A 14344-nucleotide genomic window follows, 5' to 3' on the forward strand; every position below is an offset into this window, starting at 1 on the left:
GAAGGCATGAGATCGAACACCCGGTACTCCATCATCAAGGCTTTTAATTTTTTAATTTTTGGAGCGTTATCGATTTACAGCACGTTTTTTGCCTTATACCTGCAGGAGATCGGCTGGTCAACGCTTGAGATTGGGGCGCTGATGGCCGGCGGTCCCGTCGTATCGCTGTTCGCCAATCCGTTCTGGGGCTACATGAGCGACCGGTTCCGCAATTTGCGGATGGTGCTGATCGTGATGCTGGTCAGCGCGGCGGTCCTGATGCAGATCGTCTTCCTTGCGCAATCGCATACGCTGATTTATTTCACGATGCTTCTTTTCTTTTTCTTTCAGGTTCCGTTGTTTTCGCAAAGCAACAGCTTGATTCTGAATGCGATTGAAGGGACCAAATATAGCTTTGGGACGTTTCGTCTATGGGGGTCATTGGGGTGGGCGGTCATGGCCGCTTCCGCCGGACCTGCAATCGGACAGATTGGAATCACGCGGCTGTGGATTTTATTTACGGCGATGATGCTGTTGTCCCTGCTGTTCGCCCTTGGTCTTCCAAGAGGGGAAGCGAAGCCGCAAGCGGAAAAGAAGAAGGTGAATTACCGGTCCGTCTTTATGAATCGGACTTTTATTTTGTTCCTTATGGTTGGGCTGGTCCTATCCGTTCCCAATTCGATGAACCATACGTTTATAGGCTTGTATATAGCGGAGTTAGGCGGTCAGGCCGAAATGATCGGCTGGGCGGCGTTTTTATCCTCGATCTTTGAAGTCCCCGTATTCCTGCTGCTTGACCGCTATTTGAAAAGAGACGTAAAGACGATGCTTTTCTGCTTAATATTCGTCAGCCTCCTATTCGCGGTCAGATGGCTGGTTATGGCGGGGGCGGACAGCGCGGCGCAAATTATGGCGGCGCAGCTGCTGCACAGCGTCACGTTCGGCTGCTTCTATTATATAGGGACCCAGCTGACGGCTCTGCTCGTTCCGGCCGAGTTCCGCGCGTCCGGTCAAGCGGTATACGCGCTTGTCTACGGCGGGCTGTCAGGCTTGGCGGCGGGGCTAATCGGAGGGTGGCTGTTCCAGGAGATGGGAGCGCCGGCGATGTATATGGCGGGTACGGTCATGGCGGCGCTCGGATTAGCTGGCTTTGCCGTCTTATTTGCAGCGCTTCGCAGGCGCGGAGCCTCGCATGTTGAAGAAGGCGCCGCTCTTTAAAAATATTTTTGCGAAATAGGACAATGGATCTATGAAAATGAGATGGAATCTAGTAAAATCGGATTAGTAATTGAAACTGAATAAAAAGGCAAACTATGCGAAAGCATAGGACGCAAAGCCACGGGTCTAACAAAACTTTTTTTATGATCGCCGGGTTGCACATCTGATTCTACCTACATTGTCATTGGATCATTCGGGCCTGGTTGCTGAAATAGCGGCTGGGCCTTTTCTAATCTATACATACCGTTGCGGACCCCTTATTTTTGCATCAAAGATGAAGACTTCTCGCTTTAGGAGGGCCGTGTGCCTATGTGGAAACGGAAGGTTCACTCCCAGCTGATGCTCCGATGGCTGTTTTTTGCAGGAGCATTCGCGCTTTCAATCTTTAGCGCTGCGCAGCATCTGCAGCTTATTTACGGCATCACGTTTGTATTCGCCAATATTCCGCTGCTTATGCTGATGAGGCTGTACGGCCTGCGGATAGGCTTGGCGTGTTCTGGAATCGCTTACACCGTCGCGATTTTCTTTTTTGACGCTCCCTATTTTATATTGATTTTTTTGCTCGAGCTTTGCTGGCTTGGACTGCTCCCGAGGAGGAAAATTACCGTATTGGCGGCCGATGTCCTCTTTTGGACGGTGTTCGGCTTTCCGCTAATTTTGCTGATCTATCTAAGAACGGGACCGTTTTCTGGGATGGAGTTTTTTGTACTGCTGGCAATATCAGCGGTGAATGGATTTTTTAATACGCTCATCGCCGGGATGACGGATTGTTTGCCTATTCTGCGCAGGTTGAGATTTGGGAGAGACGGCGGACGGACGTCGGTTCCGTTCAGCTGCGCTTTGATGAACGTAACGCTTATTACCGTTACGCTGCCGTTTTTGCTCGTCATGATGATCAGCGGCTGGAATTCTTATGATGCTACGATGCATGCGGCTAATCAGGCTTCCCGCAATACGGCGCATATGATTGCGGATGAACTGAAACAGTGGAGCGAAGAAGACATGCTCGGTCTTCGATTGCAGAATATGATTCAGCTCAGTTATTTGAACGATATCGTAGACCGGCACGCGGCGAATCAAGCGTTCGACTTAGCCGTTATGAACCCGGAGCAGCGCTTGCTGGCGGCGTCAAACCCTGTACCATGGGCTGAAGGGATCGTGCTGTCTATCCGGGCAGCCAAGGATATTGCGGACAACTTCTATATCGAGATGCCGAAGAGCTCATCATCTAGACTGCTGCCTACTCAGAAGTGGCGCGACGCGCGTTACGTATATAAGGCGAATATAAGCGACCGTGTCCCGTTGTTACTGACCATTAGTTATCCAATTGAAAACTACAAGGAACAAATTTTTAAAGACTATCTCTATCATCTCCTCTATATGCTGGCCAGCGTCGCGGCAGCGGGGGCGCTTGCTTTCGCCATGAGCCGCTGGCTGAGCCGCGGCCTGATGGAGCTAGCCGGCTCGACGACTAACCTGCCGGACAAGCTGAAGCGCAAAATATCGCTGGATTGGCCAACCAGCAGCATTCTCGAAATTAATTCTCTTGTCCACAACGTAAAGGACATGTCGCACAATCTGGTGCAGATGTTTCGGGAGTCGGAGCGTATGAACGCGCAGCTGCGCGAATCCGAGGAGAAGCTTCATCACCTGGCATACTATGACAGCTTGACCGGGCTTCCGAACCGGCATCATTTCCAACAGGCGCTTGGCGCAATGTTCTCGGAGCTGGAGGGAAGCGGCGAACGCGTCGCCGTTATGTTCCTTGACTTGAACCGTTTCAAGCAAATTAACGACTCGCTTGGCCATGCGGCTGGAGATGTGCTTCTGTGCCATGTCGCTCGGCGATTTCAGGCGCTGTCCGATTCTTCCTGCAGCGTCTACCGGTTAGGCGGGGACGAGTTTGTGTTCGTGCAGCGCTTCCGTGAAGAACGCGCGCCTCGGGAGCTCGCGGAACGCATATGCGCCGCTTTTGACCAGCCGTTTATGCTGGGCGAATCCTCCGTGTATACGACAACGAGCATAGGAATCAGCGTGTACCCCAACCACGGCACATCCATTGACGATATTGTCAAAAAAGCGGACATCGCGATGTATGTCGCCAAAGACAAGGGTATGAGCGTGTACCAGTTTTACAACCAGGAGCTTGAAGATTCGTTAAGCGAAAAAATGGAGCTGGAGAACGGCATGAGGAATGCGGTCGAAGCCGGGCAGCTCTATTTGGAATATCAGCCGAAGGTGGATCCCCATACGGGCGAGCCGGTCGGGTTCGAGGCGCTTGTTCGCTGGAACCATCCGGAGAAAGGCTTCATCTCCCCGGCCAAATTTATCCCGCTCGCGGAATCTACCGGCTTGATTATCGATATCGATATGTGGGTATTCCGCGAGGCCTGCCGGCAAACAAAGGCTTGGCAGGACGGGGGACTGATGTCGCTGCCGGTATCGGTCAATCTGTCGGCGAAGCATTTCGGCCAAGTTCCGCTCGTGGACAACATCCGGCAAATCCTGCAGGAGACGGGTTTGGAAGGGAAGTTTATTCGGATCGAAATTACGGAGAGCGTATTTATACGCAAGCTTGATGACGTGATCGAAATCCTAAAGCAAATACGCGACATGGGGATTGGCGTTTCGATTGACGACTTTGGCACCGGCTATTCTTCGCTGAACCAATTGCAGCGGCTTCCGATTTCCGTCGTGAAGCTCGACCGGAATTTTATTGAGAATGCGGACCGGGATAGAAGGAAGTCCTCGGTAGTACGCGCGGTTATCGAGCTTGCGCACAGTATGGACTTGAAGGTTGTGGCGGAAGGAATCGAGACGGAGCAGGAGAGAAGCTTCTTCGCCGGGCTGAACTGTGACGAGCTGCAAGGGTATTATTTCAGCAAGCCGCTGTCCAAGGAGCGTTTTGAACGGTATATTCAAAGCCGCAACGAAAGAGAAGTCTAAGCAAAATATTGAGGAGACGCCTATGAAAAAGCGAATGACAAGCATGTTGAGCATGCTCTTCGCGGCAGCTGCAATTAGCGGCTGCAGCGGCAATGCAACCGTTCAGGTAGAGACGCCGCCTGCGGTCGAGAAGATCAGCGAGCGCTCGATGGAGCCGGTTCAATTAGAGGTATGGGCTTATTATGCGGGCTGGGAGTCCATAGAAGAAGGCTTTGAAGAGAAATATCCGAACGTCGATTTAACCGTTAAAGCTTTTCCTTTCGATGCTTATGCGACCGTCTACAAAGAAGCGCTCGCATCGGGCGAAACGCCGGATGTGATGGTCGTAGACAGCGAGCAATTCGGGCAGTTTACGACGATAGCGGGACTGGAAAATTTGGCGGATTACGGCGCTGAGCAATACCGGGCGGATTTCCGCGAAAGCTTGTGGGACAGCAATTATTCCTTCGACGGGACATCCATGATCGGCTTCCCGTATGGCAGCTCAACGCTCATGACCTATTATCGGGCGGATATTATGGAGCAGTACGGTTTTCCTTCCGAGCCGGAGGAGCTGGCGCTCTTCATGGAGAATCCGGATAATTGGCTGGCTGTCGCAAGAGCTTTGAAGAAGGACGACCGCTATATTGCACAGTGGGCGACGGAGATTACAGCGCTGTATGACAGCACGCAAGGCGTGTTCGACGAGAGTATGGCTTTCCGCCGTAATAACGAAACGTACCGGAATGCGCTCGATTTTGTGAAGAAAGTGCATGAGGAAGGGTTAGTGTCCTTGGTAGACGTATGGACGGAAGCCGGCTCACAGACGGTTCGCGACGGCGACCTTGCCATGCTTTATATGGGCACTTGGGGCGCCGATCAGATTAAGGCCTGGGCTCCCGATACCTCGGGCAAGTGGAGAGCGACCCGGCTGCCGTTCCACCTGTATGGATGGTCGAACAGCACCAGCTTCATGCTGCCGTCCGCTTCCGACCAGAAGGCTTGGGCATGGGCGTTTATTGAATATGCAGCGACGGAATGGCCTTTAAAAGGAATTGGCGGCAGCGTTCCTGCCTACATACCGGCGCGGGAGGCGAATGCGGCGAAGCTGGAAGAGACCGACGATTTCTTCGGCGGCCAAAGGCTGTATGTCTTGAACATGCAGCTTACGGAAAACATGAAGGAGCATCGGCTGACTCCGCTCGATGGGCGGGCGAAGGGGATATGGAGCCAAGCGGTCAATAAAGGCATTGAACGCAAAAAAGACGCGGCTGCGATTATTGCGGAAGCGGAGCAAGCGATTCTAACGGAAATGGGCAAGGAGATCGACATTTTGAAATCTTATTTGCCCAAGAGTTCCCAATAAAATAGGAGTTAGAGCTACGGCAGCGGCGTGCGAGCGGATCGGACAGCCGCTGCCGTTGTTTTCATTGTCAGATCCTTGATACGGGGTTAAAATGTTACTTATGTTTTGTTAGCAGCTAGAGAGAAGGGAGTGCACAGCTTGAAATGAACACGGAACAAACGATATCGCAGCCTTTACCTCGTTCGAGAAGGCTGATGATTGCAGCCATTCTGGGATCCTTGTCCGGAATTGGGCCACTAAGCATTGACATGTATTTGCCGGCGCTTCCGACGCTGTCGGAGGAGCTGGGCGCATCCGCATCCGTCACGCAGCTTAGCTTGACAGCCTGTCTGCTGGGCATCGCGCTTGGACAGCTGATCGTCGGTCCAATCAGCGATGTGAGGGGACGCCGAAAGCCGCTGCTTATCGGCATTGCCGTCTACGTGGTCGTCTCTCTGCTTTGCGTAATCTCGCCGAACATCTGGACCTTCATCGGCCTGCGGTTCGTGCAGGGGCTTGCCGGCGCGGCGGGCATCGTCATCGCGCGCGCCAGCGTAAGGGATATGTACGCCGGGGCGGAGTTAACGAAGTTTTTTGCACTGCTGATGCTGGTGAATGGAGCGGCGCCGATTCTTGCGCCGATGATCGGGGCGGAAATTTTGACCTTTACCTCGTGGAGGGGCGTGTTCGCGGTTCTTGCCGGCGCGGGAGTGCTTATGTTTGCGGCCGTCCTGACCGCGCTGAAGGAGACGCTGCCGCAAGAGAGACGGTTAAGCGGCGGAGTCGGCACGACGCTTCGGACGTTCAAGGGATTATTAGGCCATCCCGCCTTTATGGGTTACGCCGTTACGCAAGGGTTAATGATGGCGGCGATGTTCGCTTATATTTCCGGTTCTTCGTTTGTGCTGCAGGAAATATATGAAGTGACGCCGCGCGGCTACAGCTTGATTTTCGGCTTGAACGGGGCGGGCATTATTATAGCGAGCCAGATTGCAGGCAGACTGGCCGGTAAAGTGGAAGCGCGGAAGCTGCTTGCCGCCGGACTTACGCTTTCCTCTGCGGGAGCCATTCTGCTGTTCGTTTCCATTTGGCAGGATCTCGGGTTAGCCGGGGTCATACCGGCGTTTTTCCTCGTCGTATCCAGCGTAGGCATTATCTCGACAACGACGACATCGCTTGCGCTTCAGGATCAGGGGCGCAACGCGGGCAGCGCCTCGGCGCTGCTCGGCATGCTGAGCTTTATATTCGGTGGCGCTGCCGCGCCTCTCGTAGGGCTTGGCGGAGAAGGCACGGCTATGCCGCTTGCCGTCGTCATGCTGCTGCTCGTAGCGGCATCGGTGTGCTGTTTTATTTTTCTGACGAAACGAAATAAAAAAGGCTAAAGAAGGAAAAGATGTCCGTCTTTAGCCATGGCTGTTGTTACGCCTGCGCAACGAATACGGCGAACTCGTTGGATTTAAACACACAATCTACATCTGAAAAGCCTGCGTCTTGAAGCCACTCCAGCTGCTGGATAAGCTTGGCGTTAATGTCGAAGCTTCTGCGTTTCACGGAGGCTTGGATCGCGTCCTCGTTTAGGCCGCTTGCAGCGCAGTCGCGCAGCCAAAGCTGTCTATAGGTCTGGTCGAACAGCTCCGTGGCGCCGGCTGCCTGGTCGGCATTGATGAATCGTCCGCCCGGCTTTAACCATCCGCGGATGCTCTTAAACAGCGCTTGCTTCTGGGGATGAGGGAGATGGTGGATGGACAACGACGAGACGATGGCGTCGAAGGGCTCATCGAATGGATAGGAAGTATAATCGGCCGTAATATAGGCGATGCGATCGTTTCCGGCAAATCTCGCTTTCGCCTGCTCCAGCATATCCGAGCTGAAGTCGATTAACGTCATGCGGGCGTCCGGGTATTTGGCGAGCAGCATGGCTGACAGCAGTCCCGTACCGGCGCCTAAATCTAAGATGCGCGGCTCGGAGGTCTGGACTTCCGTCCATTCCACGACTGCGCCGTAGAAGCCGTCGAAGCAAGGAATCAGTCCCCTTCGCTGCCCATCGTATTGTTTTGCCGCCGCATCGAATTGTTTTTTGACTTGTTGATCCATCGTAATCCCTCCTTTATTTGGTTTTCATATTACGCCAGGAAGCGATATAGGGGAAATATATAAAACCAATAATCTTAATAGTTTTTTCCTATCTATGACCGTTTTATCTTAAGAGGCTAGCAATCTCTTATATTGAAGCCTATAGGGAAAAAGTCTATAATGGCGCTAGGAAATACGAACTTTTTCGAACAAAAACATTCAAAAAGGGAAGAGGGATGGGAAGGATGAAAAAGCATCAAATTTTGCGTCAACTAACGGAAGCGGGTGTCGTTGCGGTTCTGCGGGCGGATTCTCCGGAAGAAGTGGCGGAAATGGCAAGACGAGCGATAAAAGGCGGCATTAAAGCGATCGAAATAACGATGACGGTGCCTTTCGCGTTGAAGGCGATCGAGCAGCTGGCCAAGGAATATTCCAGCGACGCGGCTCCTGATGCGGATAACTATGCCATTATCGGAGTTGGAACGGTGCTTGATCCGGAGACGGCGCGAGCGGCGATCCTGGCGGGAGCCGAATATGTCGTTGCGCCTGCGCTCAACGCGGATACGATCAAGCTTTGCAACCGGTATGCGGTGCCGGTGATGCCGGGCACGATGACGATTCAAGAAATTCAAAGCGCGCTCGAGCTCGGCGTTGACGTGGTGAAGCTGTTCCCGGGCAACCTCTATTCCCCAAGCGTCATTCCTACAATTAAGGGCCCGCTGCCGCAAGCGAACATTATGCCGACCGGCGGGGTATCGCTCGACAACTTGAAGGATTGGGTCAAAGCCGGAGCGGTTGCGGTGGGCATCGGTTCCGACTTGACGAAGGAAGCCGTGAAGACGGGCGACCTCTCGCTGATCGAGAAGAAAGCGGCTTCGTATATGGCGGCTTACCGCGAAGCGAAAGGACTGTAGGAGAGGTCCGCGCTCGGCTTGCTTCTCGCCGCGTTTAGCGTTATAACAGAAAAAGAGTTTTCTTTTTGGACTAATAGAGGCAAAGGAGTCGTTCTGAACATGGATTACCGGATTGAAAAGGATACGATGGGCGAAATTAAGGTGCCTTCGGACAGGCTTTGGGGCGCGCAAACACAGCGCAGCTTGCAGAACTTTAAAATCGGCGGCGAGCGGATGCCGATTGAAGTCGTATATGCAATGGCGATCGTCAAGAAAGCGTCCGCTTTTGCGAACCGTAAGCTTGGCGTGCTGGATGAAGAGAAAGCCGGCGTTATCGCTGAAGCTGTCGATGAGATTCTAAGCGGCAAATGGGATGACGAGTTCCCTCTGGTCGTATGGCAGACAGGCAGCGGCACGCAAACGAATATGAACGTCAACGAAGTTGTTGCAAGACGCGCGAACCAAATTTTGGAGTCGAGAGGCAGCGCTACGCGCGTTCACCCGAATGACGATGTGAACCGTTCGCAAAGCTCCAACGACACCTTCCCTGCAGCAATGCACATCGCGGGCGTTATTGCGGTAGAGGACGTTCTGCTGCCGGCGCTTGATGTGCTGAACGGCACACTGAAGGAGAAAGCGGAGAAGTTCGCCGACCTGGTCAAAATCGGCCGTACGCACCTGCAGGACGCGACGCCGATTACATTCGGCCAAGAGATCAGCGGCTGGTATTCGATGCTCGACAATACGCGCGCCATGCTCGTTCAGAGCGTAGATACGATGCGTGAGCTGGCGCTTGGCGGCACGGCCGTCGGCACGGGATTGAACGCCCATCCGGACTATGCGGTTGCGGTAGCGGAAGAAGTAACGGCGCTGACAGGCAAGAAGTTTATTACGGCGAAAAACAAGTTCCACTCCCTAACAAGCCATGACCAAATGGTCTATACGCACGGCGCGATTAAGGCGCTGGCCGCAAATCTGATGAAAATTGCGAACGACGTGAGATGGCTGGCAAGCGGACCTCGCTGCGGCATCGGCGAAATTACGATTCCGGAGAACGAGCCGGGCAGCTCCATCATGCCGGGCAAAGTGAACCCGACGCAAAGCGAAGCGATGACGATGGCGGTATGCCAAGTTATCGGCAACGACGCGGCGATCGGCATGGCGGCAAGCCAAGGCAACTTCGAGCTGAATGTATTCAAACCGGTTATCCTATACAATTTCATTCAATCGGTTCGGTTGATGGCCGATTCCATGATCTCCTTCAACGACAACTGCGCGGTCGGCATCGAGCCGAATGAAGCGGTGATCAAGCGCAACCTGGAGCAATCGCTGATGCTCGTTACCGCGCTGAACCCGCATATCGGTTACGAGAACGCGGCGGCGATCGCGAAGAACGCGCATAAGCAAGGCCTCACGCTGAAGGAATCCGCAATCGCCAGCGGCCTTCTCACTTCGGAGCAATTCGACCAGTGGGTGCGCCCGGAGAATATGATCGGCAAACGCTAATTTATAGCTTTGAAAGCGAAAAACCAGCCCTTGGTTTGTGAGGGCTGGTTTTTTGCATTGGTTGGGAAAGGTGTTCAAAGAAGGACGTCAATAACTCCTCATTTGGTATTCATTTTTCTGATCGATATGCTCAGATGAGCCGCGTCCATATTCTGTAATCGAATATTCCACCTGCGGCGTCTTGGGCAATGTCCGGCGGCGGCCGCCTCAATTCCCCGAATCGTATGGTGCCCTCGTGCTGCCAACATACCGCCCGACAATATCGCGAACCTGCTGCACCGTCTCGTTTAAGTCCGCGTTAAGAATGACATGCTCGCATTGTTTGCGGTAGGTGACTTCGTCGTTGTAATGCGCGAGGTAACGGTCGATTACCTCATAGGACATGCCTTTGGCTTCCAATCTTTCTTGTACGGTGGCCTTGTCTACATAGAGGAAGATCCGGATGACCCGTTCGCCGTGAAGCTCCCGCATAACATCGCAGCCCTCGCGATTTAAAATCATATAGACGTGCCTGCCGGAATGAAGAGCGGCATCGAGCTGCTTCTTGCCGATCCCGTAATGAAACTGGTCGATACGAACCGATTCTGCGAAGAAATCATTCCGTTTCATCAGTTCAAACTGCACCTTGCTTAAGTACCGGTAGTCTCCGTCCGGCTGCTCTATGCAGCGAGGCGGACGATCCGTGCATGAAACAATATGCTGGACGCCGCTGTCCTTGAGTGCCTGATGCGCTGCTGTCTTCCGTCCGGAACCGCTTGTGCCGGTGAAAACGAATAGGTAAGGGGAAGAGATCATCAGAAGCACGCTCCTTTCTCTCGTTATGTCTTATATCGGACTTCCGGACCGCTTTCTTAATGGAGAAGCCGCCGCCTTTCGTGCGGAAGAGCGCCGTTTTATGCTATGATACAGATAGCCGCAAGCAAGCGGCTCTATTATTTGAAAAAGTAGGTTAACAGTATGCATTTATTATCGGTTGAACATATAACGAAAACCTATGGCGAGAAGGTATTGTTCCGAGACGTCACGTTCGGCGTGGAGGAAGGGGATAAAATCGGCATTATCGGCGTCAACGGCACCGGCAAGTCGACGTTTTTGAAGGTGATTGCGGGTGTCGAGCCCCCGGATTCCGGCACGGTATCGGTTGGCGGCAGAGTGGTCGTTCGGATGCTGACCCAGGATCCGGTATTCCAGGCCGGGGAGACGGCGCTCGAGCATGTGCTGGGAGGGGATTCCCCGCAGCTTCGCGCGGTGCAGGCCTATGCGGCCGCGATGGAAGCGATCGCGCTGAACCCGGGCAGCGAGAAGCTGCAGGCGGAGCTGATCGCGGCGAACGCGAAGATGGATGAGCTGGACGCATGGCAGCTGGAGAATGACGCGAAAACCGCTTTGTCGAAGCTGGGCATCCAGCAATATGACGCAAAGGTAGAGACGCTGTCCGGCGGTCAGCGCAAGCGGGTGGCGATGGCGGCCGCGCTTCTGCTTCCATCGGATGTGCTTATTCTGGACGAGCCGACGAACCATATCGACAACGAGTCCGTCGCATGGCTCGAAGGCATGCTGCAGAAGCGCAAAGGCGCGCTGCTGATGATTACGCATGACCGCTACTTCCTGGACCGCGTAAGCAACCGCGTGATCGAGCTGGACCGGGGGGAGGCGTATTTCTATCAAGCGAATTACAGCCGCTTTCTGGAGCTGAAGCTGGAGCGGGAGGAGCGAGAGGCGGCATCGGAGGCGAAGCGGCAAAATCTATTGCGCAACGAACTCGCCTGGATCCGGCGCGGCGCCAAAGCGCGCACAACAAAGCAGAAGGCGCGGATCGACCGGTTCGAAGCGCTGAAGGCGGCGGCGCCCAAAGCCGCGGACGGGAAGCTGGATGTATCCGTCGCGTCCTCCCGCCTTGGCAAAAAGATTATGGAAGCTGAAGGTCTATCCAAAAGCTACGGGGACCGCATGCTAATCCGCGATTTCAGCTATATTGCCGTGCCGGAGGACCGCGTAGGCATCGTCGGCCGCAACGGAAGCGGCAAGTCTACGCTGCTCAAGCTGATTGCGGGCAGACTTGAGCCTGACGCGGGCAAGGTCGAGCTTGGGCCTACGGTGAAGCTCGGCTGGTTCTCGCAGGAGCGGGAAGAGATGGATGAGACGCTGCGGGTCATCGAGTATATCCGGGAAGAAGCGGAACAGGTGAGGACGGCGGACGGCACGGCGATATCCGCGGGCCAAATGCTGGAGCGGTTTCTGTTCCCGCCCGCCATGCAATGGACGCCGATCGCCAAGCTGTCCGGCGGAGAGAAGCGCAGGCTGCAGCTGCTGCGCGTGCTCATGAGCGCGCCGAACGTGCTGCTGCTCGACGAGCCGACCAACGACCTTGATATCGCGACGCTGACGGTGCTTGAAGACTACTTGGACGATTTCCCGGGCGTTGTGTTTGTCGTCTCCCATGATCGTTATTTCCTCGACCGGACGGTGGAGAAAATAATTGCGTTTGAAGGCGACGGGGTCATTACGATGCATACGGGCAATTATTCCGACTATCAGGCCTATGCGGAGAAACGGGGAGCGTCAACCGCTTCTGCGGCAGCGAACCCCGCGAAGACGACCGGCGCGAAAGCGTCCGAGCAGTCGTCCGACGAGGCGAAGCCGCAAGCGAAAGAGCGCGCCCTGAAGATGTCCTACAAGGACCAGAAGGACTTTGAGTCGATCGAGGATTGGATCGCGGAGGCGGAAGCGGAGCTTGCTAACGTTGCGAAGGCGATGGAAGCTGCAAGCAGCGACTCGTTTAAGCTTCAGGAGCTGGCCGCGGAGCAGCAGCGGCTGGAGGAGAAGCTGGAATCGCTGATGGACCGGTGGGCCGAGCTTAATGAGCTGGCGGAACGGATCGCAGCTCAGAAACGTTAGGAAGAACAAACACGACGAAAAGGTGGACACACGACAATGACTACGAACGCAACGATTCGCAACATGTATTGTATTGGACGCAATTACCGTCTGCATGCGCTGGAGCTGGGCAATGAGGTGCCGGACTCGCCGATGATGTTCACGAAGCCGTCTCATGCCGCTGTGGAAATGAACGGCGGGGAAATTCAAATTACGGCGAACCAAGGCGAGGTTCATTTCGAGCTGGAAGTCGTTCTGCGCGTAGCCGAAGCTTACAAGCCGGGCATGCCGATTGACGAGTGCTTCGACGCGATGACGCTTGGCCTTGACCTGACGCTCCGCGACGTGCAATCCGTCTTGAAAAAGAAGGGTCACCCGTGGCTTGCGGCCAAAGGCTTCAAAAACTCCGCGCCGCTGGGCAAGTGGATCCCTTATCCCGGGGAAGCCGCTATTGCGGAAGGGGACTTTAAGCTAATCCGCAGCGGAGAGACGGCGCAGCACGGATTCCCGAAGGACATGATCTTCGGCATCGCCGAAATCGTGCGCCATATTGAAGACAACTACGGACTTGGCGCGGGAGATTTGATCTTCACCGGAACGCCGGCCGGCGTAGCAGCTCTTCGCGATGGCGACGTGCTTGAAGCATACTGGGGCGAGGAGAAGCTTGGAAGCTGCCGGATCGCAATGAAATAACATCTATAGTGCTTATATCGAATACAAAAGAAGCCCTTTTCAGAATGGCGGTTAGTCCAACTTCCATTCTGATCAGGGCTTCATTTTTGTTATCATGGATAGACCATGCCAGCAACAAACAAGAGCAAGGAGCTTTTTGTAGGCAGCCGCAGCCCGCTATGTATCCGGATCGCATCTTGGACGATTGTTCAATGAATCTGGATACAAGCGTGACCGCAGAAATCATACCCTACACGGTTCGTCCATTAAGCCATATTAGATTAGCGGCCGTTGAACGCGCTCAGCATCCATACATGCTTCTCCAGGCTGGTGTGAATCGCAAGGAGCATATCGGCTGTTGTCTCGTCGCCGGCGCTTTGCGCGGCCTCCATACCTTCCTTCAATTCGCCGATAATGACGGTGAAATCCTCGATCAGCTGGTCGACCATCTCGACGGCGGTTTCGTTGCCCGCCGCTTCTTTGACGCTGGCGGTTTCCAAATAATCGCTCATTTTCGCAAGAGGCTGGCCTTTAATGGCAAGCAGACGTTCAGCGATTTCGTCGACATGCAGGGCTGCTTCTTCGTAAAACTCCTGGAATTTTTCGTGGAGCGTAAAAAATTGGGAGCCCTTCACGTACCAATGGTAGTTGTGCAGCTTAATATAGAGCACGCTCCAGTTGGCGATTTGGCGGTTCAGATGTTGTTGAATAGTCATCTTAATATCATCCTTTCAAATGGGGGAGTATAATTGTTCCGTATAAAAGGCTTCCGGCTTATTCGCTTATGCTAGTCTTTGCCAAAGCGCCGTTTCAAATACGGAGATACGATAGAAAATACGATCATTAAATTTAGATC

The 14344-nt window shown here is 54.0% G+C and carries 11 protein-coding genes and 1 riboswitch; of the genes, 8 read left to right on the forward strand and 3 right to left on the reverse strand.

Annotated elements, in window-relative coordinates; translation table 11 throughout:
* Positions 1-6: 6 nt before the first annotated feature.
* The 4 genes from D3P08_RS02335 to D3P08_RS02350 all read left to right on the forward strand — a co-directional run bounded on the left by D3P08_RS02335 (position 7) and on the right by D3P08_RS02350 (position 6849).
* Positions 7-1197, forward strand: coding sequence for an MFS transporter (locus D3P08_RS02335; RefSeq protein WP_119597792.1), 1191 nt, complete (start codon positions 7-9; stop codon positions 1195-1197).
* Between the two features lie 77 nt (positions 1198-1274).
* Positions 1275-1360, forward strand: a riboswitch (cyclic di-GMP riboswitch).
* 146 nt (positions 1361-1506) lie between these two features.
* Positions 1507-4143 (forward strand): putative bifunctional diguanylate cyclase/phosphodiesterase, encoded by a 2637-nt coding sequence (locus D3P08_RS02340; protein ID WP_119597793.1) that lies wholly within the window; start codon positions 1507-1509, stop codon positions 4141-4143.
* 22 nt (positions 4144-4165) lie between these two features.
* A complete protein-coding gene (locus D3P08_RS02345; protein WP_119597794.1) occupies positions 4166-5488 on the forward strand; it encodes an ABC transporter substrate-binding protein in 1323 nt (440 codons plus the stop codon).
* 143 nt (positions 5489-5631) lie between these two features.
* Positions 5632-6849 (forward strand): multidrug effflux MFS transporter, encoded by a 1218-nt coding sequence (locus tag D3P08_RS02350; protein ID WP_119597795.1) that lies wholly within the window; start codon positions 5632-5634, stop codon positions 6847-6849.
* Between the two features lie 37 nt (positions 6850-6886).
* On the opposite strand, the gene D3P08_RS02355 is transcribed toward D3P08_RS02350, so the two are convergent.
* Positions 6887-7561, reverse strand: a complete 675-nt coding sequence (locus tag D3P08_RS02355) for a class I SAM-dependent methyltransferase (protein ID WP_119597796.1) — start codon at positions 7559-7561, stop codon at positions 6887-6889.
* A gap of 224 nt (positions 7562-7785) precedes the next feature.
* Between D3P08_RS02355 and D3P08_RS02360 the strand changes: the two genes are divergently transcribed.
* Together D3P08_RS02360 and fumC are read left to right on the forward strand one after the other, a co-directional pair.
* Positions 7786-8454, forward strand: coding sequence for a bifunctional 2-keto-4-hydroxyglutarate aldolase/2-keto-3-deoxy-6-phosphogluconate aldolase (locus tag D3P08_RS02360; protein ID WP_119597797.1), 669 nt, complete (start codon positions 7786-7788; stop codon positions 8452-8454).
* Between the two features lie 99 nt (positions 8455-8553).
* On the forward strand, positions 8554-9939 hold the full coding sequence (gene fumC / locus D3P08_RS02365; protein WP_119597798.1) for a class II fumarate hydratase: 1386 nt from the start codon (positions 8554-8556) through the stop codon (positions 9937-9939).
* A 207-nt stretch (positions 9940-10146) separates the two neighbouring features.
* Here the strand turns inward: fumC and D3P08_RS02370 are convergent, their stop codons facing one another.
* Complete coding sequence (locus D3P08_RS02370; RefSeq protein WP_119597799.1) at positions 10147-10734, reverse strand: guanylate kinase; 588 nt, start codon at positions 10732-10734, stop codon at positions 10147-10149.
* 162 nt (positions 10735-10896) lie between these two features.
* On the opposite strand from D3P08_RS02370, the gene D3P08_RS02375 reads away from it, so the two are divergent.
* Positions 10897-12837 (forward strand): ABC-F family ATP-binding cassette domain-containing protein, encoded by a 1941-nt coding sequence (locus D3P08_RS02375; protein WP_119597800.1) that lies wholly within the window; start codon positions 10897-10899, stop codon positions 12835-12837.
* Positions 12838-12873: 36 nt separating this feature from the next.
* Positions 12874-13509: a fumarylacetoacetate hydrolase family protein gene (locus D3P08_RS02380; RefSeq protein ID WP_119597801.1), complete on the forward strand. Its 636-nt coding sequence runs from the start codon at positions 12874-12876 to the stop codon at positions 13507-13509.
* A 260-nt stretch (positions 13510-13769) separates the two neighbouring features.
* Here D3P08_RS02380 and D3P08_RS02385 read toward each other — a convergent pair whose 3' ends face one another.
* Positions 13770-14204, reverse strand: coding sequence for a Dps family protein (locus D3P08_RS02385; protein ID WP_119597802.1), 435 nt, complete (start codon positions 14202-14204; stop codon positions 13770-13772).
* Positions 14205-14344 lie beyond the last annotated feature (140 nt).

The organism is Paenibacillus nanensis, from assembly GCF_003583765.1.
GTDB classification, from domain to species: Bacteria; Bacillota; Bacilli; order Paenibacillales; family Paenibacillaceae; genus Pristimantibacillus; species Pristimantibacillus nanensis.

Bases quoted from the DNA above. Each gene is read 5' to 3' on its own strand.
- D3P08_RS02375 (WP_119597800.1), top strand. From the start codon at position 10,897: ATGCATTTATTATCGGTTGAACATATAACGAAAACCTATGGCGAGAAG.
- D3P08_RS02355 (WP_119597796.1), bottom strand. From the start codon at position 7,561: ATGGATCAACAAGTCAAAAAACAATTCGATGCGGCGGCAAAACAATAC.
- D3P08_RS02340 (WP_119597793.1), top strand. From the start codon at position 1,507: ATGTGGAAACGGAAGGTTCACTCCCAGCTGATGCTCCGATGGCTGTTT.
- D3P08_RS02345 (WP_119597794.1), top strand. From the start codon at position 4,166: ATGAAAAAGCGAATGACAAGCATGTTGAGCATGCTCTTCGCGGCAGCT.
- D3P08_RS02350 (WP_119597795.1), top strand. From the start codon at position 5,632: ATGAACACGGAACAAACGATATCGCAGCCTTTACCTCGTTCGAGAAGG.
- D3P08_RS02380 (WP_119597801.1), top strand. From the start codon at position 12,874: ATGACTACGAACGCAACGATTCGCAACATGTATTGTATTGGACGCAAT.
- D3P08_RS02370 (WP_119597799.1), bottom strand. From the start codon at position 10,734: ATGATCTCTTCCCCTTACCTATTCGTTTTCACCGGCACAAGCGGTTCC.
- fumC (WP_119597798.1), top strand. From the start codon at position 8,554: ATGGATTACCGGATTGAAAAGGATACGATGGGCGAAATTAAGGTGCCT.
- D3P08_RS02385 (WP_119597802.1), bottom strand. From the start codon at position 14,204: ATGACTATTCAACAACATCTGAACCGCCAAATCGCCAACTGGAGCGTG.
- D3P08_RS02360 (WP_119597797.1), top strand. From the start codon at position 7,786: ATGAAAAAGCATCAAATTTTGCGTCAACTAACGGAAGCGGGTGTCGTT.
- D3P08_RS02335 (WP_119597792.1), top strand. From the start codon at position 7: ATGAGATCGAACACCCGGTACTCCATCATCAAGGCTTTTAATTTTTTA.